The 26,337-nt window shown below is 34.1% G+C and carries 33 protein-coding genes; 30 read left to right on the top strand and 3 right to left on the bottom strand.

Features of this window, described 5'->3' with window-relative positions; translation table 11 throughout:
• Positions 1-37 precede the first annotated feature (37 nt).
• On the bottom strand, positions 38-619 hold the full coding sequence (locus tag BMW64_RS08885) for an adenylate kinase (RefSeq protein ID WP_089999624.1): 582 nt from the start codon (positions 617-619) through the stop codon (positions 38-40).
• A gap of 126 nt (positions 620-745) precedes the next feature.
• Positions 746-1,300: a phosphoribosyltransferase gene (locus BMW64_RS08880; RefSeq protein WP_089999623.1), complete on the bottom strand. Its 555-nt coding sequence runs from the start codon at positions 1,298-1,300 to the stop codon at positions 746-748.
• A 36-nt stretch (positions 1,301-1,336) separates the two neighbouring features.
• Here BMW64_RS08880 and BMW64_RS20655 point away from each other — a divergent pair, with 36 nt between their 5' ends.
• The 23 genes from BMW64_RS20655 (at position 1,337) to BMW64_RS08765 (ending at position 19,515) form a co-directional block, all read left to right on the top strand.
• A complete protein-coding gene (locus BMW64_RS20655; RefSeq protein ID WP_177175263.1) occupies positions 1,337-1,486 on the top strand; it encodes a hypothetical protein in 150 nt (49 codons plus the stop codon).
• A 422-nt stretch (positions 1,487-1,908) separates the two neighbouring features.
• Positions 1,909-5,538, top strand: a complete 3,630-nt coding sequence (locus tag BMW64_RS20900) for a hypothetical protein (RefSeq protein ID WP_228400892.1) — start codon at positions 1,909-1,911, stop codon at positions 5,536-5,538.
• 27 nt (positions 5,539-5,565) lie between these two features.
• Complete coding sequence (locus BMW64_RS08870) at positions 5,566-7,137, top strand: hypothetical protein (RefSeq protein ID WP_089999622.1); 1,572 nt, start codon at positions 5,566-5,568, stop codon at positions 7,135-7,137.
• Between the two features lie 104 nt (positions 7,138-7,241).
• Positions 7,242-7,499, top strand: coding sequence for a hypothetical protein (locus BMW64_RS08865; protein ID WP_089999621.1), 258 nt, complete (start codon positions 7,242-7,244; stop codon positions 7,497-7,499).
• Between the two features lie 3 nt (positions 7,500-7,502).
• Complete coding sequence (locus BMW64_RS08860) at positions 7,503-9,173, top strand: zincin-like metallopeptidase toxin domain-containing protein (protein WP_089999620.1); 1,671 nt, start codon at positions 7,503-7,505, stop codon at positions 9,171-9,173.
• Positions 9,174-9,176: 3 nt separating this feature from the next.
• Positions 9,177-9,524, top strand: coding sequence for a hypothetical protein (locus BMW64_RS08855; RefSeq protein WP_089999619.1), 348 nt, complete (start codon positions 9,177-9,179; stop codon positions 9,522-9,524).
• 72 nt (positions 9,525-9,596) lie between these two features.
• Positions 9,597-10,088, top strand: coding sequence for a zincin-like metallopeptidase toxin domain-containing protein (locus BMW64_RS08850; protein WP_089999618.1), 492 nt, complete (start codon positions 9,597-9,599; stop codon positions 10,086-10,088).
• 8 nt (positions 10,089-10,096) lie between these two features.
• Complete coding sequence (locus BMW64_RS08845; protein ID WP_089999617.1) at positions 10,097-10,450, top strand: hypothetical protein; 354 nt, start codon at positions 10,097-10,099, stop codon at positions 10,448-10,450.
• Positions 10,451-10,546: 96 nt separating this feature from the next.
• Positions 10,547-11,128, top strand: coding sequence for a zincin-like metallopeptidase toxin domain-containing protein (locus BMW64_RS08840; protein WP_089999616.1), 582 nt, complete (start codon positions 10,547-10,549; stop codon positions 11,126-11,128).
• Positions 11,129-11,133: 5 nt separating this feature from the next.
• On the top strand, positions 11,134-11,415 hold the full coding sequence (locus BMW64_RS08835) for a hypothetical protein (protein ID WP_089999615.1): 282 nt from the start codon (positions 11,134-11,136) through the stop codon (positions 11,413-11,415).
• A gap of 221 nt (positions 11,416-11,636) precedes the next feature.
• Positions 11,637-11,978 (top strand): hypothetical protein, encoded by a 342-nt coding sequence (locus BMW64_RS08830; protein ID WP_089999614.1) that lies wholly within the window; start codon positions 11,637-11,639, stop codon positions 11,976-11,978.
• A gap of 1 nt (position 11,979) precedes the next feature.
• Positions 11,980-12,408: a hypothetical protein gene (locus BMW64_RS08825; protein ID WP_089999613.1), complete on the top strand. Its 429-nt coding sequence runs from the start codon at positions 11,980-11,982 to the stop codon at positions 12,406-12,408.
• 37 nt (positions 12,409-12,445) lie between these two features.
• On the top strand, positions 12,446-12,700 hold the full coding sequence (locus BMW64_RS08820) for a hypothetical protein (protein ID WP_089999612.1): 255 nt from the start codon (positions 12,446-12,448) through the stop codon (positions 12,698-12,700).
• 180 nt (positions 12,701-12,880) lie between these two features.
• Complete coding sequence (locus BMW64_RS08815) at positions 12,881-13,339, top strand: hypothetical protein (RefSeq protein ID WP_089999611.1); 459 nt, start codon at positions 12,881-12,883, stop codon at positions 13,337-13,339.
• Positions 13,339-13,563 carry a hypothetical protein gene (locus tag BMW64_RS08810; protein ID WP_089999610.1) on the top strand — a complete coding sequence of 75 codons (225 nt, stop codon included), beginning with the start codon at positions 13,339-13,341 and terminating at the stop codon, positions 13,561-13,563. The genes BMW64_RS08815 and BMW64_RS08810 overlap by 1 nt, the downstream gene beginning before the upstream one ends.
• A 168-nt stretch (positions 13,564-13,731) precedes the next feature.
• Complete coding sequence (locus BMW64_RS08805; protein ID WP_143052670.1) at positions 13,732-14,082, top strand: hypothetical protein; 351 nt, start codon at positions 13,732-13,734, stop codon at positions 14,080-14,082.
• Positions 14,079-14,789, top strand: a complete 711-nt coding sequence (locus BMW64_RS08800) for a DUF3990 domain-containing protein (protein ID WP_143052669.1) — start codon at positions 14,079-14,081, stop codon at positions 14,787-14,789. Before BMW64_RS08805 ends, BMW64_RS08800 begins: the two co-directional genes overlap by 4 nt.
• A 12-nt stretch (positions 14,790-14,801) precedes the next feature.
• A complete protein-coding gene (locus BMW64_RS08795) occupies positions 14,802-15,167 on the top strand; it encodes a hypothetical protein (RefSeq protein WP_089999608.1) in 366 nt (121 codons plus the stop codon).
• A gap of 300 nt (positions 15,168-15,467) precedes the next feature.
• On the top strand, positions 15,468-15,686 hold the full coding sequence (locus BMW64_RS08785; RefSeq protein ID WP_177175262.1) for a hypothetical protein: 219 nt from the start codon (positions 15,468-15,470) through the stop codon (positions 15,684-15,686).
• Positions 15,687-15,782: 96 nt separating this feature from the next.
• The gene (locus tag BMW64_RS08780; RefSeq protein WP_089999606.1) at positions 15,783-16,532 is read left to right on the top strand and encodes a hypothetical protein; all 750 of its coding nucleotides are present in this window, start codon (positions 15,783-15,785) and stop codon (positions 16,530-16,532) included.
• 23 nt (positions 16,533-16,555) lie between these two features.
• Positions 16,556-16,987 (top strand): hypothetical protein, encoded by a 432-nt coding sequence (locus BMW64_RS08775; protein WP_089999605.1) that lies wholly within the window; start codon positions 16,556-16,558, stop codon positions 16,985-16,987.
• Positions 16,988-17,292: 305 nt separating this feature from the next.
• Positions 17,293-18,048 carry a M50 family metallopeptidase gene (locus BMW64_RS08770; protein WP_089999604.1) on the top strand — a complete coding sequence of 252 codons (756 nt, stop codon included), beginning with the start codon at positions 17,293-17,295 and terminating at the stop codon, positions 18,046-18,048.
• A 180-nt stretch (positions 18,049-18,228) separates the two neighbouring features.
• Complete coding sequence (locus tag BMW64_RS08765; RefSeq protein ID WP_089999603.1) at positions 18,229-19,515, top strand: adenylosuccinate synthase; 1,287 nt, start codon at positions 18,229-18,231, stop codon at positions 19,513-19,515.
• Positions 19,516-20,058: 543 nt separating this feature from the next.
• Here the strand turns inward: BMW64_RS08765 and BMW64_RS20650 are convergent.
• Entirely contained in the window at positions 20,059-20,223 is a 165-nt protein-coding gene (locus BMW64_RS20650; RefSeq protein WP_177175261.1) for a hypothetical protein, read from the bottom strand.
• Here BMW64_RS20650 and BMW64_RS08755 point away from each other — a divergent pair.
• The 7 genes from BMW64_RS08755 to BMW64_RS08725 all read left to right on the top strand — a co-directional run bounded on the left by BMW64_RS08755 (position 20,216) and on the right by BMW64_RS08725 (position 26,336).
• Entirely contained in the window at positions 20,216-20,458 is a 243-nt protein-coding gene (locus BMW64_RS08755) for an energy transducer TonB (RefSeq protein ID WP_143052667.1), read from the top strand. The two genes, BMW64_RS20650 and BMW64_RS08755, sit on opposite strands and share 8 nt — an antisense overlap.
• A 163-nt stretch (positions 20,459-20,621) precedes the next feature.
• Positions 20,622-21,395 carry a ParA family protein gene (locus tag BMW64_RS08750; RefSeq protein WP_089999600.1) on the top strand — a complete coding sequence of 258 codons (774 nt, stop codon included), beginning with the start codon at positions 20,622-20,624 and terminating at the stop codon, positions 21,393-21,395.
• 35 nt (positions 21,396-21,430) lie between these two features.
• A complete protein-coding gene (locus tag BMW64_RS08745) occupies positions 21,431-22,321 on the top strand; it encodes a ParB/RepB/Spo0J family partition protein (RefSeq protein ID WP_089999599.1) in 891 nt (296 codons plus the stop codon).
• Entirely contained in the window at positions 22,322-22,963 is a 642-nt protein-coding gene (locus tag BMW64_RS08740) for a DUF5683 domain-containing protein (RefSeq protein WP_089999598.1), read from the top strand.
• A gap of 153 nt (positions 22,964-23,116) precedes the next feature.
• Complete coding sequence (gene dapB / locus BMW64_RS08735; RefSeq protein ID WP_089999597.1) at positions 23,117-23,818, top strand: 4-hydroxy-tetrahydrodipicolinate reductase; 702 nt, start codon at positions 23,117-23,119, stop codon at positions 23,816-23,818.
• Between the two features lie 109 nt (positions 23,819-23,927).
• Positions 23,928-25,610, top strand: coding sequence for a signal peptidase I (lepB, locus tag BMW64_RS08730; RefSeq protein ID WP_089999596.1), 1,683 nt, complete (start codon positions 23,928-23,930; stop codon positions 25,608-25,610).
• A 108-nt stretch (positions 25,611-25,718) separates the two neighbouring features.
• A complete protein-coding gene (locus tag BMW64_RS08725; RefSeq protein ID WP_089999595.1) occupies positions 25,719-26,336 on the top strand; it encodes a WbqC family protein in 618 nt (205 codons plus the stop codon).
• The last annotated feature ends 1 nt before the right edge of the window (position 26,337 follow it).

The raw sequence follows: 26,337 nt of genomic DNA, 5'->3' as shown, positions 1-26,337 counted from the left end.
CTTGAATTTGGAACTTTGAACCTTGAATCAAAAATTTTTATTTTTGAACCTTTTCTACTTCAGCAAAAAGTTTTTCTGAAATTTCATCGATATCTCCGACACCGTTGATCTCCACATATTTGCCCTGTTGTTTGTACAGTTCGGCAACTTCTGCTGTTTTTGCGTAGTATTCTTTTATTCTGTTTTCAATGATCTCAACATTGCTGTCATCGGATCTTCCGCTGATTTCCCCTCTTTTCAAAAGTCTTTCAACTAAAATCTTATCTTCAACGACTAATGAAAGGCAAATATCGATCTGATCATTCAGCTCTTCCTTTACGATTTTTTCCAACGCTTCAGTCTGAACTGCAGTTCTCGGATAGCCGTCGAAAATAAATCCTGCTGCATCAGTCGGTTTTCTGATCTCATCGATCAGCATATCTGTTGTTACCTGATCCGGTACCAGCTCACCTTTATCAATATAAGATTTAGCCAGTTTTCCAAGCTCCGTATCATTTTTCATATTGAATCTGAAAAGGTCGCCTGTTGAGATCTGCTTTAAATTGAATTTCTTAATCAGGTTCTGAGCCTGAGTTCCTTTTCCACTTCCCGGAGGGCCGAACAGAACAATGTTTATCATAATGTTGTTTTGCTTTTGGCAATCGGCGAATGGCTTCTTGCTTTTAGCTTTGTTTAGTTAATATTTTACTTTTATTTCGATTTAATATTTAAAGCTAAAAGCCAGTAGCTAATAGCTATCGGCAATCTAATGATTGATTTGTCCTTCTTCCAGTTGATATAGATTCGGCAGGTTTCTTCCTAGTTCATCATAATCCAGTCCGTAGCCGAGAACAAATTTGTTTGGAATTTCTTTTCCGATATAATCCAGTTTGAAATCCTTCTTATAGACTTCAGGTTTCAGAAGGAAAGAAGCCAGTTTTACGGATTTCGGACGTTGTGTTTCTTTGAAATATTTAAAAAGGCTTTCCACCGTATTTCCTGTATCTACAATATCTTCCACGAGGATGATATGACGGTCTTTCACGTCTTTCGTCAGTTCCATTTTCTGATAAACGATTCCTGTAGATTCTGTTCCTACATAAGAACTCATCTGGATAAAAGCAATCTCGCACGGACCCGGATAATGTTTCAGCAGATCCGAAAAGAACATGATAACCCCATTCAAAACTCCGATGAAAACAGGAACTTCATCCTTGTAATCTTCATAAATTTTTAAAGCCGTCGCTTTTACAATTTCCTGAATTTCGGCGTCCTTCAGATAAGGAACGAAAGTTTTGTCGTGAACTTTAATACTTTCCATAAAAATTTTAGTAGTGTGCAAAGTTAAGGATTTTTGATGAAAGTATTTTATGAGTTTAAAGAGGATATCTTTTGGGATAAAATGAGAGCTTCCGAAGAACTCCCGAAGGATTGTCGAAGAAATCTGATCATCTCTTCGAAAATTTCTTACATTTTTTTAGATAAGGATTTGGCAAAAGTAGTATAGTGTTAAGAACATGGATATGTTGATGAGGGATGTAGGATAATAAGAATTTCAAACTAATACTACAAATTTTGATGTTTTTTGAGATTATTTTTGTAAAAAAAATTAAAAACTAATTAACAGATGAAAACAATCTTTCCGGACATTTTTAATGTATCTACTATAAAATGTGTCTACTATAATCGGTACCTATCTTCTTACAAAATAATCTACAGAAATAGTATCAAGACTTCGACAGGTTTTTCCTTATAAAAATTATAATCATCCGTATTACCCAGCACAATTATATCTAAATCCAAATATCTGGAAAATTACACTATGTTTTAAAACCAGTGAATACATATTGACACTGATAACAATTCGTCACACCAGTTTATCTACTGAAAAAGTATACTCAAAATAACATAACCCAAACAAAATTACAAATGGCAGAAAATGAAATCACTGCAGATTCGATTGCAGAGAACACCCCGACCCAAACACTTTTTAGATTTGTGAGCTTACGAAGTCCCCAGCTTTCTGATGAAAAAGATCAGGATAAGAGATTTGTTCTTTTCCCTGAAGCGATGAAAGCCGATACTGTTTTTTATAAACCCATAATTGATGGTACTGGATCTAAGCAAAAACTTCTACACGAGAGAGCGGAGGTCTTTAAAACAAATGCAGACCGAATTAAGAATTTAAATGATTTTAAAACCGAATTTAATGAGTTCTATATGTTTGCTTCCTGGCTTGCCGTAAATAAGACGACTTGTACTTATGAAGAATTTCAAGCCAAAAAAACGGAGATACTGCCTCCGATCTATCCGACTCCTGAACTCCATGTTTTATGGAATAACCTAATTTACCAGGTAGCTACACAAGAAAATTTCTATCTCAAGGAAACACTTTTACAAATGCTTTTAGCATTGCATACTCTTGCTGTTACAGGTGAGGACAATGTTTTGTTGGCTCTTGCGGCGAAAGTTGTTCTTCCAAAAGAACTGATATTGGATGATAATAACATACCAGCTATAACTTCCAGTTCTAAAGCGCGGTCTAGTGAGATTATGCAAACCCTTCCTACTGATAATATGAGAAAACAGCAGGAAATTTCTGCTGCAAAAACAAAACTCAGTAGAATTGAACTGTTGAACAGGAATCTTTCTGTCATTAAAAAGCAATACAAAAAGGATTATGAGACAGAATTTAAGATTCAGAATCAAGCACATCAGGAGAGGGTAATTCCGCTTCTTGAAGAATATGAGAGAGCCGTTGCAGCATCTAAACAAGAATATTGCAGCACGCGTCCACCCGGAACAGAATATAATCCTGAAGATCCATGTCAGCAGCTTCCAATAGTTCCTTTTCCAAGACTGCCGGAGTTTGAGTTCAAGTTTAGGGATGAAATAAGCGCAGAATCGTTGGCAACAGAACTAAAACCGGAAAATTTAGAAACTTTACTCGATGTATTAGGATATAAGTTTGACCCCGAAATAGAGCAGTCTTCACGTTCAGTAGAAGAAAGTATTAGTGATCTTGAATCTGTTTTAGAAGGGAGGGATACATTTGGAGAAATCAGCGCTGAAGTTGATAAAAATGTTGAAGAGCTGAATAATCTGATCGTTCAGAATTTTCAGGGAAATGAAGAAGTTTATAAAAGTATAGGAGGTATTCTTATTCCTGCATCAAAGACTGTTTCGGTTCCTTTTACTTTCCAGATTTGTCCGAATTTCATATACAAAGCATATACCTTTACTTTGGCTCTGAATGTACCGGATTCCTCGTGGGATGTAAATTTATTATCTTATGCCCTTACTCCCAATGGAATATCATCCTCAATTGATGGAGTTTATTTTGTGAAAACCAGAACAGGGAATACCATTTTCTTAAATGATTTGTACAAACCTGGTTTGGATTTTTACACTGTTCAGGATTCCACATTAAGGATTAAAGTGGTATTTACCAATGGCAGGGTTGCCGAGTTTACCGTTCCAGGAATTACGGCAAGGGCATGCAGCTCGGGAGACTTTGTCCTTAAGGTGGAAGAAGGAGAACCTCCTGTAATCATTGAAGATGAGAATAACTTTATTCCATCCGGATTTGGCTTTAAAAATATCGGTATTGCAGATTATCTAAAGGTTGAGCAAAGTACCCATGCATATGTTGAAGGAGAAGTAGCCCACATAGAAAATGTAATGGCCAGGGAATACAGGGAAAAATCTACCAGAAGATTAAGAAGAAGCGAAAATACTACAACCACATCTTCTGATACGGAAAGAGAGCAGCTTACGGACACCACTACGGCCAATCGTTTTGAAATGCAGAGTGAGATTTCAAAAATGATGCAGGAAGCTTCCGATAATAGTACACAATTTGGTGTAAATGCTGGTTATAGTAAGGGAGGTTTTTATGCTAATGCAAGTTTAGGTTTAAGTAATGCTCATCATTCCTCAAAAGAAGAAAGTACTAGACAGGCAACAACCTTGGCGCAGGATATTACCTCCAGAGCAATGGACAGAATTGTTTCCAAAGTTCATGAGGAAAGAATTGAAAAAATTATTGATGAATTTGAAGAAAACAATTCTCACGGTTTAGATAACAGGAAAGGAGACAAACATGTCGTAGGTGTCTATAGATGGGTTGATAAATTAATGAAAAACCAGATCTATAATTACGGCAAAAGAATGATGTTTGAATTTATGATTCCTGAGCCTGCAAGGCTTCATTTGCTGGGAATGAAAGAAGTGAAAGATCCTGATCAGATGGATTTAATAAAGCCTGTAGATCCAAGAGCTGAAGGTGGTATGCAGATCAGTGATTACAGTGCTTTGAGCAATGAGATAAAATTAAAATACTGGCTGGGTAAGTACAATGTTGAGATCGAAATTCCAGAAAACAATCTCGTTTTAAGTAAGTCTTATTCCGATACAAATATTGGAGATAATGAGCATTTCAATAAAACTGAATCAATCACTATCCCTGACGGATATATTGCCACACATGGCTATGCAAATGGGTATTTTAAATATGATAACGACCCACAGCAGCAACACTCTTTCGGAGTGAGTATTGGTCAGCATATTCATTGTGTAGCGAGCTTATATGGAGATGGTCAATTTGGCAATGTTTATTTTGCTTTGGATAATGTTGCAAAATCGATAAATGTCACTTACCATGCAGCAAATTATCATGCTATGACAGTTGGATTTAACATCCACTGCAAATTATCTATTGAAGCGAAAAACAGCTGGCTGCAAAAGACGTTCAATGCTATTATTAATGCCTATGAAGATGCACTTACAGCTTACAATAATGCTAAAGCAGAAGCGGATAATAAAGCTGTAGTCATAAAAGATTCAAATCCTGATTTCTACAGACAGATTGAAAATACGATTTTGCGTAAAAACTGTATCTCCTACATGTCAGACAGAACAGCAGATTCTACGCGTGGATATGGCTTGTCAGGATTAACCCAAGGCAATTCATTTAGTGATTATGAAACCGTTCTTTCATCAAAGCTGGATCAATACACCGCTTTTGTCAAGTTTATGGAGCAGGCTTTTGAATGGGATAATCTTTCTTACTACCTGTATCCTTATTACTGGGGAAATAAGCAAAACTGGATAGAATTATATCAATCGGAAAATACAGACCCACTATTCAGAAGCTTCTTGCAAAGCGGTATGGCACGGGTGATTGTGACGGTGCGTCCTGGCTTCGAAGATGCAGTTCAATTCTATCTGGCAACCGGTAAAATCTGGAATGGCGGTGAGGTTCCTGTTATTGGAGACGAACTTTATTTATCGATCGTGGATGAAATGAAACAGCCAAAAGGAGAAAAACAAGGAAAGGCCTGGCTCACGAGACTTCCTACGACTTTAAATATCCTTCAGGCAGAAAGCATTGGGCTAAAAGTAGCGCACGCTTTACCGTTTACCACAGAAAATCCTGATGACTTTGAAATACCGTCGGAAGTAATTACTCCGGAGAAATTCAACTTTGAAAAGAATGATAACCTTTTAGGTATTCAACCCGGAGAAGAAGAAAAAATCATTACGGGAGACTGGCTTTAAGAAAACTATTAATTAAAAAATAAGATTATGCCCAATATAGGAAAAATTATAAGAGTAAATGCCTTGCCACCAATAGGAGAAAGAGAGACCAATGTTATTTACCAGGTAGCGGCTCCCGGCTCTCCATCTTACACGGATTATGCCGTTGACGAAAGTGGTGATTTAAAGACCCATGCCGTTGTGAACGGAACCATTCCCCTGGAATTAGCTGATAATCATGTCAGTATTACAAATGCAGATCTTTTAGCGGAAGGAATAGCAAGTCAGGCTGAATATAATCTCAAAACGAGGGAAAGATTAGCTGAAAAAGTAACGATTCCGCTGACGGACGGAAATACTCAGGATTATCCTAAAATTATAGGGATGAATGATAACGGAGAGGTGGCAAAACTTCCTGCAGGTGATTTGGGAAAAAATATGATGAATGCAAACCTGTCAAACAGTTCAGCAAGAAGCCATACCCTTAATGCTTCGTTTTCGATCAATACTTTAGGAAATCCTTATGTATTATCAGGGTTGCCAAATAAAAATTCTGATACCGCTAATTTTCAAAAAGTTGTGGTTCAAAATACAAGTGGGCTAAATGCTGTGATAGACAGCAAAAATCTACTCCTGGAAATGCCAAACCAATTGACAGAAGCAGAAAGAGCAGTATGGAAAACTAAAATGAATGGCGGCTGGAGTACAGGAACCATGAGTGTAGCTATAATATCACCACCCGTTGTGGATAAAACAGATCAATCTTTCTGGATCAATCTGAAAGGAGCAAATTTAAATCTCCCTTCTACCAGCTTCAAAATTGAGTTATGTACTCAGGATAGTGTTTCTGCCGATACTGCTATTGTCGTTAAAGAAATACCGGGTGCGCAGGTTCAGCTCTATACCAATGGTATTGATCTGACCTTTTATTACAACTTTAAAGATATTCCGGTAGGACAGTATAAAATAAGGTTATGGAACGGCGTTGCATGGTATTTAACAGGTTTCACCATCAATGTAGTAAATCAGATTCAGCGAATAGCGTTAAATAACATTATCTGGCAAAAGAAAATATACAATGATGCCGTATCACCTGCCATTATGCAGTCAGGGTCATCAGTAAGCTATAATTCTGACAGCACTGTAAAAACTCCGGCAGATGACTCTTCTTTTATTGCGGCCAGGATGACTGGTGAGTTGATTGGTGCAGATGAAGATTTTTATATGAATGTTGAAATTACAGGTAAAACAGCGAGTATTAATATAGGCAACACAGGTATGACTCACTTTGTCGGGCTAGTAAATCCGGCGAATACTGTAGCGCTTATAAACCAGACCGTTGTTAACGTAAGGTTGATACAATCGTACTGGTACCCTATGGTTACAATAGTTGCTGATAATTCGGCAGAAGCCTTATCTTCCAATGGTTCGACTTATGCCCTTAATGCAGTGTTTATAAGACGCGGTGGAAACTGGACTATTATAGTAAATTTCAATAATAAAACGGTTATGCATACCAAAACAGGCTATACAGGCCCGGTTGCTTTTGGAATGTATAATATGAATACCCTGGGAAATACCGGCGTAATCGCCAATATCGTTGAAATATATAAACTATAATAGATACCAGACTTTGAGATAAAGTCAATATTTAAAAAGGCAGAGCCTGAAAAACGCTGCCTTTTTATTTTAGATGTAACAGACAGCTAACTAAAAAAAGATTTATGGGAAATATTTTAGATGGCATTGATGATTTTGACGAAGAAAGCAAACGAATGCTTCGTGGAAGTCGTATCATCCAATTTGCAGAACTCGAAAAAGGAATTTCTGGAAATGCTAAAGACCCTTTTGAAGGAATAAGAACCAACAAAACATTTGCTGAAATTTCTAATGAGATTGCATTAAGTACACCTTTTGGGAAAGAAAGCGTGTTCTATAGAGAATTAAGAGAAATAATAACAGGTCAAATACCGAAACTGTAAGCTATGGGTTATTGGAAATATGAAATCGTACATGATTACAATGCTACGAAACTCATCAAAGAATTCGGGGAAGAAGATTTGAAACTCAAAAATTCAATAGGAACCGAAGATGATGAGATAGACTTTATCATGTATGCAGAAAAAGACGATCACACCATTAGTCTGGGAAGAGTATTGCTCATAAAGATGAGCGATGCAATGGTAAAGTATCATCATGAGTATAAAGGCACGGAGGATCTGTCGAAATATTGGGCAAAATATATTTATGAACAATGCAAAAGCAACAAAACATTCTGGTTTACAGAGGATGAAATTGCCGGAGCTTTTTTAGAATCTGTAAAACGGCAAACGAAATTAATTTCTAATGTTTCGGCTTTAGATATCGAAAACTTTATCAAGAAAATAACAGAAAGTATTTCGTATTCTTTCCGCAAGGATGAACGGTTTTCCAGGGAGCAGTGGGATCCTACACTGAAATCTGATGAATATCTATTTGAAGAACCAGAAAAAGCGATTAATTACTTTATACAAAAATGTGATTCTTTAAAGAAAACGCTCAAAAAAGTCAAAGATCAATTAGAAATTTTGAAGTCTTTTACAATCTTGGGTAAGGAAGTTAAAATACAGACTCTGGACGATATCATAAAAGGAATCGATGAGCAAATAAAAAGCGTTGAAGAATTTAAAAAATGGCTAATTGAAAAAAGGGATGATATTAAGCTGACGATCCCGTTCCTTTGTGGAGTATGGAATGGTTTGGTAGAATTTGTTGCCGGATTTTTAGATATTGCTTTACTAGCGATTAATATTACCGTTAGCGATCTGGCGGGAGGAGAAACTAATCTGGAATTTTTAGAAATAAGAGAAGGTGTGGAAGAAGCTTTAGGAGCTGTTCTGAAAGACCCTGCTAAAGTTTTTAAAGATGCAATAGAAGGCATTAAAAATTATAAAAATTCCCGTTACGACGATCCTAAATTAAATGAATACCAAATACAACATAATGAAGGAGAGGATCTTATTTTGGCAATAGATATTATTGTTACTATTGTTACCATTATAAAAGGTATTGCTAAACTTGCTCAACTTTTATCTAATTTTACGAAATGGATAGATGAGGTTTTGGCGAGAGGAGGAAAAGGGGTTCTAAAAGTTGAAGAAGCTTTGCAAGAAGCAAAAAGGACAAAGAAACTAATTGGAATAGTTGAATATGAAATACTTAATCCTAATTTGCTCAAAAAATACATTGATGATGCAATTAAAATTTGTAAAGAAAGAGGTATTAACCTTGAAATAAAAATGATAGATAGTACACATCCTCGCTTTAATGAACCAGATTATTTAGGAGGATTTAGAATCACAAATGAAAAAAATAAGGTAATTTTAAGTTTAAGGCCAGAATGCCCAAAGATAACATGGCATCACGAACGGAAGCATTTAGAAGATTTCTTAGAACTTGGCTGGAAAAAATACAGTAACATTTCTAAAACAACTCCTTGGAAACACGAAGAATCGGTTTGGAATTATATTCTCAAAAACAGAAATAAATGGAGTGAACCAGAATTGGTAGATGCATATGAGTATGTGAAAAATTATCACACCGAAAGATTCCAAAAGTTTCCAAAGATAAATGAAATGGAAGATTTAGGAAAAAAATTAGGTTTAATTAAGAAATAAAATATGAAATTAACTGAAGATCAAGTAAAAGAAATTATAGCGAAGGTTCATCAAGATTTGAACCTAGCCCACAGTAGTAAGTATCCTATTTTCGTTAGGGGATACGAAAAGAGTGATAAAGAAAATGAGTATCCATTTGCTCGATGGGGAGGCGGATACGACTATCGAGATCCGGAAGCGGTTGGAGATGAAATTAACTACGGCGAATATCCTGAATACATCATTTCGATAAATGATGAAAAAGGTGAAGCTTTTGCATACCATTATTACACCGGACATATTCGTATAAAGTTAAATGAACAGGGCAATTATGAAGTTGTGGGGAAATTATACGATTACAAAGAAAAGTAATAAAATTTATAAGCCTCTGAAGCCTTTCACTTCAGAGATTTTGTTTAGCCAATTTGTATCCAATTTTACAAAGTGGGAATTGGAATAATTGAATATGAAATACTTAATCCTAATTTGCTCAAAAAATACATTGATGAAACTATTAAAATTTGTAAAGAAAGAGGTATTAATCTTGAAATAAAAATGATAGATAGTACACATCCTCGCTTTAATGAACCAGACTATTTAGGAGGATTTAGAATCACAAATGAAAAAAATAAGGTAATTTTAAGTTTAAGACCAGAATGTCCAAAGATAACCTGGCATCATGAGAGAAAACATTTGGAAGATTTTTTAGAACTAGGCTGGAAAAGATACAGTAACATTTCTAAAATAACTCCTTGGAAACACGAAGAATCGGTTTGGAATTATATTCTTAAAAACAGAAACAAATGGAGTGAACCTGAATTGGTAGATGCGTATTTGTATTATCAAGAATATGTAAGAAGAAAAACTTTAAGCAAGATAAAAATTGAAATTAAAGAAATGGAAGATTTAGGAAAGAAATTAGGTTTAATAAAATAAATTTAAAAATGAAATTAACAGAAGATCAAGTAAAAGAAATAACAGTAAAAGTTCATAAAGATTTAAATTTAACACACAGCAATAAGTATCCAATTGAATTTATCTACATTTATAAGAATGATGAGCATAACAGATTTGGGATTGACTATTGGTCGACGGGTTATGACTACCGAGACCCGGAAGCAGTTGGAGATGAGATTAACTATGGAGAATTTCCAGAGTATATAATTTCTATAGATGATGAAAAAGGTGAAGCCTTTGCGTATCATTATTACACAGGACATATTCGAATAAAGCTTAACGAAAAAGGAAATTATGAAGTTGTAGGAAAATTGTATGATTACAGTAAACTTGGTAAATAGTTCCAAACTCCGAAGTTAAAAGACTTCGGAGTTTTTGTTTAGAAAACTTTTGCCCAACAATTATCTAAATTTGTTAAATGGATAGATGAGGTTTTAATGAAAGGAGGAAAGGGTGCAAGGAGAGTTGAAATTGCACTACTAAGAAGAGGAAAATATTTGGGGCAGATTCTTAATGAAGCAGATTTTATAAAGATAGAAAGTGATCTGAAACAGTTAAAAGTAGAATTGCAAATTGGAAAAGGAGCCGGAGCTTTTGAAATAGAAGGATTCTTTCTTAAATCAGGAAATCCTTTAATGTTGGAAGCTCATAATGCAGCAATGTTCGTTACAGATGGAATAAAAATGAAATTGATTTTACGTGAAAACGCCACTGTTTACGAAGCCCTCCACGAATTGATGCATATGCGGGATTGCCAGAAGATAGGGATGAAAGCATTTATGCAAAAATCTTTTGTGGAGAGAGAAAAATTTGTGTATGATAAAATGGTGGAATATCAAGAATATCTGAATAGAAAAGAACTTAAGCATGCAGAAGATTACATTAATTGGCATTATGGAAAAGTAGGAAAAACAGATAATCTTGGTAACCCTATTAAAGAAATTTTACCGTTTGATCTGAAAAGTATACCAAGAAAAAGACAGGGCATAAATATTAATACAATAATAAATTTAAAATAACAAAAATGATAACAAAAGAACAAGCATTAGAAAATGCCATTGAATACATTAAAAAACGAAATAGGAATTATGTATATATTGTTACAAAAGAAAAAATTATATATGAAGAAAAAAAATATATAAATTATGGAAAATATGAAGAACAAGAACGGAATATTTATGTAATTAATTATGATATAGAAGGCTATACTGAACCTATTCCACATTTTATTGCAGTAGACGCAGAAACTGGCGAAGTCTTATTTACAGCCACTCCACACGGTTACGTTGAAGATTGGGAGGATTAAAATAAAGTGAATGTAAAAGCTTTGAATATGAATAATCATTTTATTCCACAATATAAGAAACGTGATGAAAATGGAGCTTTTATTTTGAACGATAAATACTTTATGGTATATTCCCATACAGATGGTTTTACAGAAAGACTCGATTACATTGGTTAAGAAATGGGATAAATGCAAATAAAACAAAAGAAATAGCAAGACTATTAACCAATGCATTAGAGAAAATGCCAAAATATAACGGAACCGCTTTCCGGGCATTAGAGTTTAGTGATGATGACATTTTTGAATCTTTCCTAAAAAAACACAGCAAAGGAAAAACGGTTGAATATAATGATTTTGTATCTTGTGGAAGTAATACCAGTGCTGCATTTTTTGATAAACCCAAAAAGAATGTATTTTTGAGAATGGAAGTAAAAAATGCACCTATTATTTCAGATTTTGCAGATGGTATAAAGATTAGAGGTTATGCTAAAGATGAACTGTTGTTAGAAAGGGGGAGGAAGTTTGAAGTAGACAGCTTTGAAGAAATAGATAATAATTTTTTAATAACCTTAAAAGAAAAATAAAATGACAGATAAGGAATTTTTACAGAACATACTCGATAATCGGGAAAAATTTTGGAAAGAGAGATATCCAAAAATGAGCTTAGAAGAAAAAAAGAAGTATTGGTTAGCTAGTACACACAAAGGAATGCGTACTCAAGGTGAAGCCTTTGCAGATCCATATTCTGAATTTTCAAAAGGATGGTATGATTTTGCAAAAGAGCACGAACCTCAGTTTGATGAAATATTTGATTATGTTACCAAAAACTTAGGCTTTGAGTTTGATTGGAAAGAGTTTACAAACGTATTAAGAAATAATTATTATCAATTCTCCGAAGTCTTTCGCTTCGGAGTTTTTATTGTAGTTAAAAATAATAGGATTAATTGGATATACATTATACGGTTAATGAAAAAAAGAATTAATCGAGAGTTCATGGGATTTTACTCTATATGATTGGAATATTTTAAAAACGAATTTAAAAGATTAAATTATGACAAATAAAATAGAAGTATTTGACGTATTTAATTTATCGAACAAAATAATTTTTGTTGTAAAAGTTGAAGGAAATAAATATTTGATTAATGATATATATGAAAACTCTGAAAATAGTTTAGCATTTATTTTAAAAGGAGTAGGAATGAAGAATAATCCTAATAGCGAAAGTAAGTCTATTTTAGTTAATATATTAAATGAAAAGTATTCATTAGAAGATTTTAAATATAAAATATTTATCAAAAAAGATTAATTCCTCATAACTCCGAAGCTTTTTCCTTCGGAGTCTTGTTTTGAAAACTTACAAAACAATTATCTAAATTTGTTAAATGGATAGATGAAGTTTTAGAACTAAAGCAATGAAGAAAATTATTTAGAAACCTTGAAAGAGTAGAAAAAGCTTGGCAAAGCGGATGGACAAAGGAAAAGATTCTTGCAAAATCAAAAGGAGAAAGACAGACCATCACCAACTCAATGTTTTGTGCCAGAACATGTAATTGAACATTACAATCTTTTTCAAAAAGAAGGTACTGCATCTAGGATAGTTACCAAAGAAGCATTTGAAAAATATGGAATTGGTAAGCCTGGTTTAGGCAAAACAGAGTTTTTCAGTAGAAAATCAGATATTGATGATATATTAATGCTTTTGCGAGAAGAACAAGCAAAAAAATTAGGAATACCAATCAAACAACTTGAGAAAGATGGTTTAGTTAGAATAGATTTTGATTTATCAAAAAAAGATGTAAAGATTGAAATGCCATCAGGTAATGAGTGGGGTGCTAATGATCAATGGATTCCGGGCGGGATTTTACCTGACGGAAATCTTGAAGTTATCATTAGAACAGAAGGATTAATCGAAAATACTCACTATACGATTAAATATTTAAAATAATGAAAAAAGAATTAATGAAACATCAATGGGATTTTATTCTCTACGAAGAAAATGGTATAAAAACATTTAATGTAGCCTTTTACAAAAGTTATTTTGATTTTACTAGAGAATTTAAATTACAAGGAGATGAACTTAACTATGATTTTGAAGAATTGAAAACATTAGCAGAAGACATCAGAAATAATTACGAAAAGTACAAAGATAGAGAAATAAAACCAGAGTAAGTTTTACACTCCTGAGCAAAAAAGCTTCGAGTTTTTTATTTCGATATCAGATAATCTAAATTTTGGAGCACAAGCACGAAGTAAAATAATCTCACTTTTTGCAAAGAAATACAGCATACCACTGAAGGGGAAGCCTTAAAATTTATCTATGAGAATATGCCTGCTTTTGTGACAGAAGAACTTTTAAATAGATTATTTCAAGAAATGGGAATTTCTTTTAACAAGAACGAAATTGGAGAAAATGAAATTAATAACACTGTAGAAGATTTACTCTGGAAACATATTGAAATTCTGTCCCATTACGATGATAAAGGAATGTTTAGTTGGACAAAAGATTCAAGTGGAGCTTTACTAAACCTGCTAAAAGTTTTTAAAAACAGTCAATTTCTTTTTGAAAACTTTAGAAAAAACCAAACTTTGGTAAAGCGTATCTTCAACAATATGAATACAACTTCGGTAGTGGATGGCAAGGAATGGAGTAATAAAACTCTATTTGCTAATTTTATCACGGCTCTTTGAAAGCCGGTAAAGCAAGCAAAGCGGCGGAGGAAGTTTCTTTATTGAAAAATCTTTCCAAAACAGAAAAAGAGTTAGCTATAGAAAAGCAAACCCAAAAGTATCTTGACGAATACTATGAAACTTTGAGGAAAGAGTCTGATGATTTTTCTAAGAAAATGGAAGCGAAAACGGCTCAAAAAGTAATAAAAGAGGCTTTTGAGAAGACACAGAAAGAATTAAATAAAGAAATATCTAAAAACTCTTTGATAGATTTGTTTCATGGTACAAGTTCAGGAGCTGCTAATTCAATAAGAAAAGATGGAATTAAGCTAACCGTAAATAAACCTAACTTAGATTTTAATTCCAAAAGTAATGGTTCTTTTTATACTAGCTTTTCATTAAAAGAAACAGATAAATACAACAAATATAAATTCGGGAGAAGTGGAGAGTCTTCTGAAATTTTAAAATTTACAATTGCTGAAAAAGACTTTTTAAGTTTAAAGATAAAAAGGTTTGATGGGCCAACCGACGAATGGGCTGAGTTTGTAACCAAAGCAAGACAAGGAAATTTAATACATGATTATGATGTAGTGATTGGGCCCAAACTAAAAAATCCCTGGGATGTACTTTCGGGTAAAGAAACCCCCAAAGCAATAAATGAAACACAAGTAGCAATAACAAGTGAAAAAGGAGCAAAGCTTCTTTCAAAATATTTAGAAAAAGATTAAATAAGTTAGATTATGAAACATATTAAGAATGATAAATTTTTATTTATAGATGATGATGGTCAGGAAAAAACATTTTTAAGAGGAAAATATTTTGAATTCGTCTGTCTTTTAATTACAGATTTTTTCGAAAAAAAAATTATTGAAAATGAATTTTACTCTTATTTTATATCATTATTAAATAATCTTGAAGATTATGAAGGTGTAGATTATATAAATCATCAAATTCCGTATCATTGGGCTTTGTCAATTATTCAAAATAAGGAAACTACAGACTCTTATACTCCAGAAGAATTAGAAAAGCTACTTGAACTATATTCAAAGTTTGAAGAACAGAACGACCTTACATCTTTTATTATAGTTAATACTTTACCATCATAATTAAAAAGATTATAAGTTCTCCGATTACCTATTCGTAGTTGGAGAACTATCTACTCAATTCCTTTGAATTTCAGGATGCAGGGATCAAGAGTTACTCTATCCGTACTTTGCAGAGAGATATTCGGGGAATTTCGGATCTTTTTAATCTTTCCATTCACAACAAAAGAAGGGAGACAATCGATATTATATCGAAAGCCGCCCCATCATAGAAGTGGATCAATACAATTAAAAATTACTTGAATCTTTTCAGGTAAGCAATGCCTTGAATCTTCATTCGGATTTTTCCAAACTTTATCTTTTTTGAAAGCAGAAATGCTTAATGAGATTTATAATCTCAATGCATTTTTAGTAGGTCTTTGGAATGGATGTATAGAATTTGCTTCCGGAATCGTAGATTTAGCTTCTCTTATAATGATTATTACAAGAGATGGGATTGGCTTTGCACTTACAGATGCTTTGGGAGAAGCTTTTGAAGAGCTTTTAAATGAAATTGTTTATCATTGTGGAAGGCTTTATTAAAAAAAATGAGATAAATTTCACATTGCTATAAAAGAGTTTTCTGAGTTAGCCATAGAAAAGCAAACCCAAAAGTATCTTGACGAATACTATGAAACTTTGAGGAAAGAGTCTGATGATTTTTCTAAGAAACTGGAAGGGAAAACTGCTGAAAGTGAGACTAAAGAAGTTTTTGATGATTTAGAAAATGAATTAGAAGAAAGAATTCCGAAGGAAACGAAGATTGAGGACTTAAAAGCAAAAGGAAACCCAAGAAAAAATGTAACCATATCAAACATTGATGATATTGGAAAACAAGCCGCAAAAGTAGAGTTTCAACTTGTTGATGAGCTGGGATTTTCAATTGGTAAGATCGAAAGAGAGAGTGTGACTTATGGTGGAGTACAAAGAAGGTTAAATTATAAAATAAAGCTGAAGAAGATTTTCTCAAAGGATTCTCAGGCCTTTACAACTTTGATGAACAAAGGGGCTACTCAAACTTATGATTTGCCTATGTTGCCTTTTGAAGATATAATGTATGCAGACTTCAACATCACGACAAGAGTAACTTCAGAATATTCAGGTTTAGGGGAGCTAATGTTGGATGATGCTTATAAATTTTATTCTACTAGTAAAGATATAGAAAGTGTAGATGGGTTATTTGGAGTATGGCTGGAAAATGCTGATTTATATAGTGGTTATGGTGGGAAATCTGTTAATTTAATCAAGTTCTGGGAAGCAGTAGATGCGGGTAAATCCTACGAAGAAGCTGCCTTTGAAACTTTTACAGGACAATGGTCAAGGAAGAACGGTTTTACTAAGATTATTATAAAATATGTGGAAGAAAACATAACTCTTCAAAAGTTGTAATTAAATTTATTAAAGAAGAATAAATGAAAAAGATTATTTTAAGTAACATAAAAACTAAAGGATTAGAGCCTATAGATTATTATAGAAATCCGTCTTATCAAAAATTTGGAGTTAGTGAAGGTACAAGTACTCTTGTTGCATTTTACAAAGAGCTTATTAAGCCTGTAGTTGGTGCTAAGATAGATGAAAAATTTAAGGATTTTGCACTAAGCAAAGTGCAAACAGAGCAGATAAAAACTATCTTTAGTCAGAAGATCGATGAAACAATACCAAAGATTGATAAAGATGACTTTCTTTTACCTAATCAACGTTTGCAATGGAAAGGTGAAGATTATGATTTAAATCTAAGTCTTGTAAGTCCTAATAACCGAAGAATATGGGACTTTTTTAAAATTGTGACCATCGCAGAAGAATGTTTATTAGAAAATAAACCTATGTATCTTTCTATAGAATAATAATAAGGTTGTAGTAAATATGAATACAATAAATTTTGTTAAGATGATATATGGTAGCTTACAGATGATAATGAAAAATATGATAAAAATAAACATAGCTTTCTCTATTTTACCACTCCAAGAACAATGGGTAAATATTAGAAGAATAGAAAAAGTAGAAAATTTTTGAGCCGCTTTTTTCTAAGCGGTTTTCACTTTTGAAAAATTTATATATATTACTTCAACAAATCTACAATTCATAAAACACAATGATAATATTATCAATTTTGATTCATATTTTAGGAAATTATCTCCCGAAATGGACAATGTCAAAAATTAAACAAAATAATCCATTTCTGAAATTATCGGGATTGTTTTTTGACTTTTTTACAGCATTTTTACTACTTTTTTTAATTCATTTATTAGCTCCAAAAAGTTATTATATTGAAAATAAAGATGCAATTTACGGGCTGGAATTTAGCAATACTATGCAGGAATTAGGATTTAAAAATGGAGATAAAATTATTTCAATTAATAATCAGCCTGTCAAAAAAATATCTGAAATTACTAATATGATTTTATTGAATCCCAATACTATCATAAAAATAAAAAGGAACAATAATTATACGGAATTAAAAATAAGTGATAGTGAAGTAATACAGATTCTCCAATCTGAAGGAACTCCAATAAAAGTAAAATTTACACCTAATATAGAAGAAGGTAAAATTCAAAATATAAAACAGACCAAAGAAAAGTTTAGTTTCACAAAGGTTTTAGAAAATTACCAAACCTATATCAAAGGTGCCTATGATTTTATTAATCCAAAGAAGAATTATAAAAAGATATCCGAAATGAATTTAAATTCAAACAGCTTTACAGAAAACATATCATTGTTAGTTTTTTGCTGTATTATTGTAGGGATTTTAAATATATTACCATTACCTGGATTTAGTTTTGGGAATTTTATTATATCATTTATAGAATTAAGAAGAGGTAAAAAATTTAATCTCAAAAAGAAAAACATTGTGGGTTTATGTTTAATTTTCATTGTAATTCTATTTATTTTCTTGCCTCATATTTAAAAACTATTGAAAAAGTATATTTACAACTATTTAGAAGTTCTTAAAGAAATTAAATAAAATAAAGCCAATTTTCTTTCCAACCACATGATTTCCACCCATCCCAAAAATAAAATCCACTACAAATTTGCGCACCCAATTTTTTAAAAGTAATTTTGCATGAATCTAAAATAAAAGTAAAATATGTCAACTTACGTAGTTGTAGGTCTTCAGTATGGAGATGAAGGTAAAGGAAAAATCACAGATGTTTTATCGGCAAAATCGGATTACGTTGTACGTTTCCAGGGTGGAGACAACGCAGGTCATACCGTGTATGTAGGCGATGAAAAATTTGTATTGCACCTTCTTCCATCGGGAGTTCTTCAGTGCAAAGGGAAATGTATCATTGCCAACGGAGTAGTGGTAAACCCCAAATCTTTCATTAAGGAGGTGAATCAGATCGAAAGCAAAGGCCTTAGAACTGATCATATTTTCATCAGCAGAAGAGCGCATGTGATCATGCCTTATCACATTCTTTTGGATACCTACCGTGAAGAAGAGCACGGGGGAACGCAGATCGGAACCACCAAAAAAGGAATCGGACCGTGCTACGAAGATAAGATTGCAAGAGTGGGAATCAGAATGGTAGACCTTCTGAACCCTGAAATTTTAAGAGAAAAAATTGAGAAAAACTTAAAAATTAAAAATTCTCTTTTTGAAAAATATTACGGAAAACCAACTTTGGACGTTGAAGAAATCTACAACGAATATTTAGAGATTGGAAAACAGCTTCAGGACAGAATCGTTGATACGGAGCTGGAGTTAAACGAAGCTATCCACGAAGGTAAAAACGTATTGTTTGAAGGAGCGCAGGCTTTGATGCTTGATATCGACTTCGGAACATATCCTTACGTAACTTCATCTTCTCCTTCAACCGGAGGAGTTTGTACGGGAGCAGGAGTTCCGCCAACTTCCCTTCAGAACCTGATCGGTGTGGCTAAGGCATACTGTACGAGAGTAGGAAATGGCCCTTTCCCATCAGAATTGGATAACGAGTTAGGCGAAAAAATCAGACAGATCGGTCATGAGTTTGGTGCGACGACAGGCAGACCGAGAAGAACAGGCTGGTTGGATTTAGTTTCTTTAAAACATGCCTGTATGATCAATGGAATCAATAATTTGGTTATTACTAAATTAGACGTTCTTACGGGAATTGATACCATTAAAATTGCCACACATTACAAAACGGAAGACGGAAAAATCATCGATTATTTCACTTCTTCTACAACAAAATTATACGATTACGAAGCAATCTACGAAGAGCTTCCGGGTTGGACAGAAGATATCACAAAAGCAAGAACTTATGATGAACTTCCTGCCAATGCACAGAAATACATCGAGTTCATTGAAAACTATTTAGGCATCAATGTTTATCTGGTTTCTGTAGGTCCTGAAAGAAGTCAGAACATCATCAGAAAAGAATTATTCTAAAATAAGTTTCTTCTCAACATATAAAGACTGTCTCCGGACGGTCTTTTTTATTAAATACAATCCGTTGAAAATCAAATGAGTAGTAATATATTCGTTGGACAGTTATTATTTAAAGCATAGTTAAATTTTATTATTGATATATAAATTTCAATAATGGTAATTATTTAACAAATAAATGGCAGAAATTTTGATGCTTAATTAATAACCATGGATTAAAGGTGATAACCTGATAATCTCAATTTAACAATTTAAATATGCTGCAATATCGATTACACCTGTAATTATTAATGCTTTTAAGTCCGAACCAATTACAATACCAAACGGAGTTGAAATTAATCTTAAGGATTCTGTAGTTCCTGATGATGTTATTGTTCCTCCCAAGCCGCAACCTGTTCCTCAAACTACACAACCTGCTGTTAGGACTTATGATAGTACTGTTAAGACGCCATCCAGAAATGCCCCGGACACAAATACTGAAAAGATTCCGGATGATGCAATAGCTGGATTAACAAATAACTTTAAGGCAGATCCTGCTCCTCCACATTATGTTCCGACGGCACCTACAATTAATACAGGTCCTGTTTCAGTACCCGCTCCTTCAAGACCTGAAATTAAACCGGTTGATGGTAACTCTATTCCTACTTCTGTTGATGTAGAAGCCAATTTTGTGGGTGGTCTTGATTCATTCAGAAATAAAGTGATGAACAATTTTGATGGATCAGGATTTGAGTCAGGTGATGTTATGAGAACGACCATTACTTTTATTGTTGAAAAAGACGGTACGATTTCAGGAATCAAAGCAGACGGAAAAGATGCGGATTTTAACAGTGAGGCAATGAGGACAATCAGAAGCATTAAAGGTAAATGGGTTCCTGCCAAAATAAATGGACAGCCCGTAAGAAGTTACTTTAAATTCCCGATTTCCATGAAGTTCGATAATTAAAAATAAAAACATATCTTGAACAGTTATCCACAAATATTTTTTTTTGTGGATAATTTTTTTTAGTGTTAAAAGGCTTATTAACAATATTTTAACTCATTTTTCGTTTTATCGGTTCATCAATAGCAAGGAAAAATGTGTATTTTTGAAACTTAAAGTTCTAATAATGGCAAAAATCATAGGTATCGCTAATCAGAAAGGAGGCGTTGGAAAAACAACAACAGCTGTTAATTTGGCTGCGGCATTAGGGGTATTGGAAAAGAAAATATTAATTATTGATGCTGATCCTCAGGCAAATGCAACTTCCGGTTTAGGAGTGGATGATGTTCAGTATTCTACATACAATCTCTTGGAACACAGTGTTGAAACAAAAAAATGTATCAAGCAGACGGCGACCCCAAATCTTGATATCGTACCTTCTCATATCGACCTTGTAGCAGCAGAAATCGAGCTGGTTGATAAGGAAGACAGAGAATATATGCTAAAAAAAGCATTGCAAAGCGTGAGGGATGAATATGATTATATCATCATCGACTGTGCGCCGAGCTTAGGTTTAATTACCGTTAATGCCCTTACCGCAGCAGATTCTGTCATCATTCCGATCCAATGCGAGTACTTCGCCCTGGAAGGACTTGGAAAGCTTTTAAATACCATTAAAAACGTACAGAAAATTCATAATAAAGATCTTGATATCGAAGGTTTGCTGCTTACGATGTATGACAGCAGGCTCAGACTTTCTAATCAGGTAGTGGAAGAAGTTAATGCGCACTTCCCTGAAATGGTCTTTGAAACGATTATCAGCAGAAATGTAAGATTGAGCGAAGCGCCAAGTTTTGGAGAAAGTATTCTGAACTACGATGCGGAAAGCAAAGGAGCAGTTCAGTACATTCAGCTGGCAGAAGAAGTTTTGCTTAAAAATGAAAAATTAGTAAAGAATTAAAAAGCCAATAGCCATAAGCTAAACGCTAGAAAAATATGAAGGATAAAAAAAGAGCGATGGGACGTGGTTTGGGCGCTATTCTAAGTGCCGAATCCAAAGCAACAATTAATTCTGCTACCGATGAAGGAGCAGACAAGTTTGTAGGGAATATCGTAGAAATTTCGATAGAAGATATTTATCCAAACGCCACCCAGCCACGAACTTATTTTGACGAAAAAGCATTAAATGAACTTGCACAATCCATTAAAAACTTAGGGGTAATACAACCGATTACGCTGAGAAAAGATGGTGAAAAGTTTGAAATCATATCAGGGGAAAGACGTTACAGAGCAAGTAAAATAGCCGGCCTTGAGACAATTCCTGCCTATATCCGTCTGGTAAATGATCAGGAGCTTCTTGAAATGGCTCTTGTTGAAAATATTCAGCGAGAAGATCTTGACGCTATAGAAATTGCCCTCACCTATCAGCGATTGATGGACGAAATCGGCCTTACTCAGGAAAATCTAAGCCAGCGAGTAGGAAAGGACAGAAGTACGATTACCAATTCAATCAGATTGTTGAGATTGAATCCCGATATTCAAAACGCGATCAGAAGCGGAGAAATTTCTGCAGGGCACGGAAGAGCAATCATCAGCCTTGAAAATGAAGAGCATCAGCAGATTCTGTTTGATCTTATTATTAAGGAAAAACTTAATGTTCGCCAGGCAGAGCAGGCGGCAACCGCTTTAAAAAATCCGAAATCTCCTGCAGCAAAAAGAGCAAAGGCAGAGCTTTCCAACAATTATAAGAGAGCCCAGAAAACGATCTCGGATATACTGGACGTAAAAGTAGAAATCAAAACCTCCGGAAACGGTAAAAAAGGTAAAATTGTTCTGGACTTCAAAAATGAAGATGAGCTGGAATATATTTTATCTCATATTAAATAAATGAAAAAATTTCTTTTCACATTTTTTCTGTGTCTTTCCGTAATTGCCTTTTCTCAGGTAAATCCCAATGACACGATCCGGGTCGAATATCATCCGAAGGACAGCGTGTCGGTAGAAAACAACAATACGAAAACGGCAGATAATGTTGTTTCAGATCTTGAAAAAGCAAACGGCCCGACCAATCAGACACTCAAGCTTAATCCTACAAAAGCAGGACTTTATTCTGCTGTTTTTCCGGGATTAGGACAGTTTTACAATAAAAAATACTGGAAAGTTCCCATCGTATGGGGAGCTGTCGGTGCGGGTGTAGGTATCGCCGTCTGGAATGATAATCAATACAGAAAATACAGGGAATATTATATTGCCAAACTTAACGGAACTCCCAACCAGTTTGTCGACGAACATCCATGGCTGGATAAAGTTGCTTTAGGAAACGCGCAGGACAGAGCTAAAAGACAAAGGGATTATGCCATAGCCATTACCGGATTGATCTATATTCTGAATATTGTAGATGCAGTTGTAGATGCACATCTTTACGAAAGCCGGCACGATCCTGATCTCTCATTCAGTCCCGCGGTTATTCAGGACCATTATGGAATCACTCCTCCGAAAACAGGAATCAGTTTAAGTTATAAATTTTAATAAAAATATAAAACTGCATTAATTAAATACGCCTTTGAGTGAAATCGAAGATTCGACGAAGTCAAACGCCTTTGCGAACGAAAATATGAAAGACGATTTTGAACAAAAACTTTGCGGTCTTAGCGTTAAAATATAGCAGACAAACAATAAAATATGAAAATAGCACTTGTTGGATACGGCAAAATGGGCAAAATAATTGATGAAATTGCCACTAAAAGAGGTCATAAAGTAGTTGCCAGACTGAAAGAAACTCCAACTGCTGAAAATCTTAATAATCCAGATGTAGTGATTGAATTTTCTTTGCCGGAAGTGGCTTATGAAAATATCAAAGCTTGTCTTGTAAATAAAATTCCGGTCATCTGCGGAACAACAGGCTGGCTCGAAAAAAAGCCTGAAATTGAACATCTTGCGGTTGCAAATGAGACGGCTTTCTTGTATGGTTCCAACTTCAGTTTAGGCGTTAATTTATTCTTTGCTTTAAATGAAAAGCTCGCTGATTTAATGAAAAACGTCGATGAATACTCTTGTCAGCTGGAAGAAATTCACCACATCCATAAAAAAGATGCGCCAAGCGGTACTGCAATTTCCATTGCAGAAGGCATATTTAAAAACAATCCGAAATTTGATTCGTGGAAACTGGAAGAAACTCAGGGCAATCAATTGGGTATTTTTGCTGTTCGTGAAGATGAGGTTCCGGGCACACACAGTGTCTTCTACAAAAGTGAAGTTGATGAAATTGAGATCAAGCATACGGCTTTCAATAGAAACGGTTTTGCCTTGGGAGCAGTAGTTGCAGCAGAATGGATTAAAAATAAAAAAGGAAATTTCACAATGAAGGATGTTTTGGGACTTTAATTGTAACAAAATTCCTACATTGCGAACTAATTAGTAGTAATGACCAGCAATAAAAATTACTCATTGCCCATTACTCATTACTTGTATTATAGATTAGGCACAAAAATTTATGAATTATTTTTTAACGTATACAGTTTATGTTCTCATTCTGTCTGTACTGATGGGAGTTTCAACCTGGAAACTGTTTAAAAAGCTGGGGTATAATCCTTTATTTGCTTTTATACCTTTTTACAATTATTTTATTGTTTTAAAGGAAACCAAACATCCGAAATGGTGGGCGATTTTGTCTTATTTACCGATCGTAGGGCCAATCATGATGTCTGTTTTTCATTTATATTTAATGAAGAAATTCGGTAAGACTTTATTTAAAGATAAGCTTCTTACAGTAATTCTTCCTTTTATTTATATGGCAACAGTGAATTACAGTAAAGATGTTGAGCTGGAAGATGAAAATGATTTATTTCTCACAGATGAAGAAAAAAATGCAAAAAAGAAAGACTCTTTCGTTGGTTCGGTTACTTTTGCCGTAGTTTTTGCAACCATCATCCACGTGTTTGTAACGCAACCTTTCGGAATCCCGACAGGCTCTATGGAAAGAACTTTACTCGTTGGAGATTTCCTTTTCGTTAACAAGTGGAGCTACGGTTACAGACTTCCGATGCGGCCTCTTGCAATACCTTTCCTTCAGGGAACAATTATGGATACCGGTGAAAAAGGCAATCCTAAAGACGATCCGAAATCTTATGTAGATGGGGTAAAACTTCCTTACGAAAGGATTTTTCAATTCAATAAACCTCAGCGACATGACGTAGTCGTTTTCAATTATCCTCAGGATTCTGTACATACGGCGATCGACAGAAAAGATCCTTATGTAAAAAGATGTGTGGCGGTAGCAGGAGATGTTTTCGAAATGAGAGCCGGAAGACTTTTTGTAAACGGAAAACCGGAAACTATTTTGGGTGATCAGGAGATTCAGCATTCTTATTACGTGGAGACAGGAAGCGAACTTGATATTAAAGACCTCTTTAAAAAATTAGAGTACATTTCAATTGCTCAATTAGATAATTCTGTACCTGGTTTTGAAGAAGCTGCAAAAAAATATGGTATTAATCCTGCCAATACAGTGTATGTGATGCAGCTTACGGACAAGAGGTTAAAAGCTATCAAGGATCTTCCGCAAGTTATATCTGTTCATGAAGATGTGATGGAAAGAGGATATGCAGCTGTGAGATATAGGGATGCAATGAGAACAAAAATAGATACTACACAATCTATTTATCCTATCAACAAGCCGTGGAATCAGGATTGGTACGGTCCTTTAAGAATTCCTAAAAAAGGTGATGTAGTTACCTTAAATCAGGAAACGCTCCCAGAATATCAGTGGATTATCTCTGAATATGAGCATAATAGCTTAGAAAATAAAAATGGTAAAATTTTTATTAACGGTAAAGAAACCAATAAATATACCATCAAGCAGGATTATTATATGATGGTTGGTGATAACCGAGATGCATCATTAGATGCAAGATTCTTTGGCGTTGTTCCTGAGGAAAATATTGTAGGAAAACCGATGTTTACATGGATGAGTATTGAAGGAGCCTTTAATGATTCAGGCGCGTCTTTTCAAGCAGACGGATGGAGAATTCGCTGGGATAGAATGTTTAAAGCGACTAATACTGGAGAAGCCAACAAAACTTCTTACTGGTGGATCGCTGCTATGATTCTTATTTTATTCTTCGGCTGGGAATATTTTGTGAAATTGTTTAAGAAGAAAAAGACAGACGACGATTAATAGCCATTTTGTCAAAGTTGAAATCTTTGACAGAGTTTAAAAGTCAACTAAGAAATTAATAAATAGAATGGAGTATTTGAAAGAATACTTCATTTTTGCAATATAAATATGAAGAACATACTACTGCCGGTATTTTATCTACCGCCGATTTCATGGTTTTCAGTTTTTCTGAATTCTGAGAACGAAATTTTATTTGAACAGTTTGAAAACTTTCCGAAGCAGACGTATAGAAACAGGGCGAATATATATGGGGCAAACGGAAAATTATCTTTAATTATTCCTATTTCGCACAACGGAAAAAGAGAGCTTAAAGATATTGAAATCTCTTATCGTGAAGACTGGAGAAGCCTCCATTGGAAATCAATCAAAACTGCTTATCAGAGCTCTCCATATTTTGAATTTTACGAAGATAAGCTCAGAAAAGTCTTTGAAATAAAAGAACAGAATTTACTGGATTTTAATCTTAAAACACTTGAAATTATTCAGCAGATTCTCAAGACTGAAAAGGCATGGTCTTTGAATACAGAATACATCAAAAATCCACAGGAGATCAGCTTTAGAGAAAAATTTTCAGCAAAAAATCCTTCCGAATTTGAAATGGAAGAATATTATCAGACATTTTCTGATAAGTTGGGTTTTGTAGAAGATCTGTCTATTTTAGATCTTGTTTGTAACAAAGGACCTGAATCTCTGACTTATATTAAAAATATTAAACAATCATACTGAC

The sequence above is a fragment of the Chryseobacterium taichungense genome, from assembly GCF_900109935.1.
In the GTDB taxonomy this organism is placed as follows: Bacteria; Bacteroidota; Bacteroidia; order Flavobacteriales; family Weeksellaceae; genus Chryseobacterium; species Chryseobacterium taichungense.
The sequence above is the reverse complement of the archived record's forward strand: the minus strand, read 5'-3'. Positions and strand labels throughout refer to the sequence as shown.

Coding starts and splice junctions, on each gene's coding strand:
- BMW64_RS08830 (WP_089999614.1), top strand. CDS start 11,637: ATGCCAAAATATAACGGAACCGCTTTCCGGGCATTAGAGTTTAGTGAT.
- BMW64_RS08860 (WP_089999620.1), top strand. CDS start 7,503: ATGGGTTATTGGAAATATGAAATCGTACATGATTACAATGCTACGAAA.
- BMW64_RS08765 (WP_089999603.1), top strand. CDS start 18,229: ATGTCAACTTACGTAGTTGTAGGTCTTCAGTATGGAGATGAAGGTAAA.
- BMW64_RS08840 (WP_089999616.1), top strand. CDS start 10,547: ATGAAAGGAGGAAAGGGTGCAAGGAGAGTTGAAATTGCACTACTAAGA.
- BMW64_RS08820 (WP_089999612.1), top strand. CDS start 12,446: ATGACAAATAAAATAGAAGTATTTGACGTATTTAATTTATCGAACAAA.
- BMW64_RS08770 (WP_089999604.1), top strand. CDS start 17,293: ATGTCAAAAATTAAACAAAATAATCCATTTCTGAAATTATCGGGATTG.
- lepB (WP_089999596.1), top strand. CDS start 23,928: ATGAATTATTTTTTAACGTATACAGTTTATGTTCTCATTCTGTCTGTA.
- BMW64_RS20655 (WP_177175263.1), top strand. CDS start 1,337: ATGAAAGTATTTTATGAGTTTAAAGAGGATATCTTTTGGGATAAAATG.
- BMW64_RS08835 (WP_089999615.1), top strand. CDS start 11,134: ATGATAACAAAAGAACAAGCATTAGAAAATGCCATTGAATACATTAAA.
- BMW64_RS08795 (WP_089999608.1), top strand. CDS start 14,802: ATGAAACATATTAAGAATGATAAATTTTTATTTATAGATGATGATGGT.
- BMW64_RS08750 (WP_089999600.1), top strand. CDS start 20,622: ATGGCAAAAATCATAGGTATCGCTAATCAGAAAGGAGGCGTTGGAAAA.
- BMW64_RS08755 (WP_143052667.1), top strand. CDS start 20,216: ATGAACAATTTTGATGGATCAGGATTTGAGTCAGGTGATGTTATGAGA.
- BMW64_RS08745 (WP_089999599.1), top strand. CDS start 21,431: ATGAAGGATAAAAAAAGAGCGATGGGACGTGGTTTGGGCGCTATTCTA.
- dapB (WP_089999597.1), top strand. CDS start 23,117: ATGAAAATAGCACTTGTTGGATACGGCAAAATGGGCAAAATAATTGAT.
- BMW64_RS08885 (WP_089999624.1), bottom strand. CDS start 619: ATGATAAACATTGTTCTGTTCGGCCCTCCGGGAAGTGGAAAAGGAACT.
- BMW64_RS08775 (WP_089999605.1), top strand. CDS start 16,556: ATGAAAAAGATTATTTTAAGTAACATAAAAACTAAAGGATTAGAGCCT.
- BMW64_RS08865 (WP_089999621.1), top strand. CDS start 7,242: ATGGGAAATATTTTAGATGGCATTGATGATTTTGACGAAGAAAGCAAA.
- BMW64_RS08880 (WP_089999623.1), bottom strand. CDS start 1,300: ATGGAAAGTATTAAAGTTCACGACAAAACTTTCGTTCCTTATCTGAAG.
- BMW64_RS08825 (WP_089999613.1), top strand. CDS start 11,980: ATGACAGATAAGGAATTTTTACAGAACATACTCGATAATCGGGAAAAA.
- BMW64_RS08845 (WP_089999617.1), top strand. CDS start 10,097: ATGAAATTAACAGAAGATCAAGTAAAAGAAATAACAGTAAAAGTTCAT.
- BMW64_RS08725 (WP_089999595.1), top strand. CDS start 25,719: ATGAAGAACATACTACTGCCGGTATTTTATCTACCGCCGATTTCATGG.
- BMW64_RS08855 (WP_089999619.1), top strand. CDS start 9,177: ATGAAATTAACTGAAGATCAAGTAAAAGAAATTATAGCGAAGGTTCAT.
- BMW64_RS08740 (WP_089999598.1), top strand. CDS start 22,322: ATGAAAAAATTTCTTTTCACATTTTTTCTGTGTCTTTCCGTAATTGCC.
- BMW64_RS08810 (WP_089999610.1), top strand. CDS start 13,339: ATGAAAAAAGAATTAATGAAACATCAATGGGATTTTATTCTCTACGAA.
- BMW64_RS08870 (WP_089999622.1), top strand. CDS start 5,566: ATGCCCAATATAGGAAAAATTATAAGAGTAAATGCCTTGCCACCAATA.
- BMW64_RS20900 (WP_228400892.1), top strand. CDS start 1,909: ATGGCAGAAAATGAAATCACTGCAGATTCGATTGCAGAGAACACCCCG.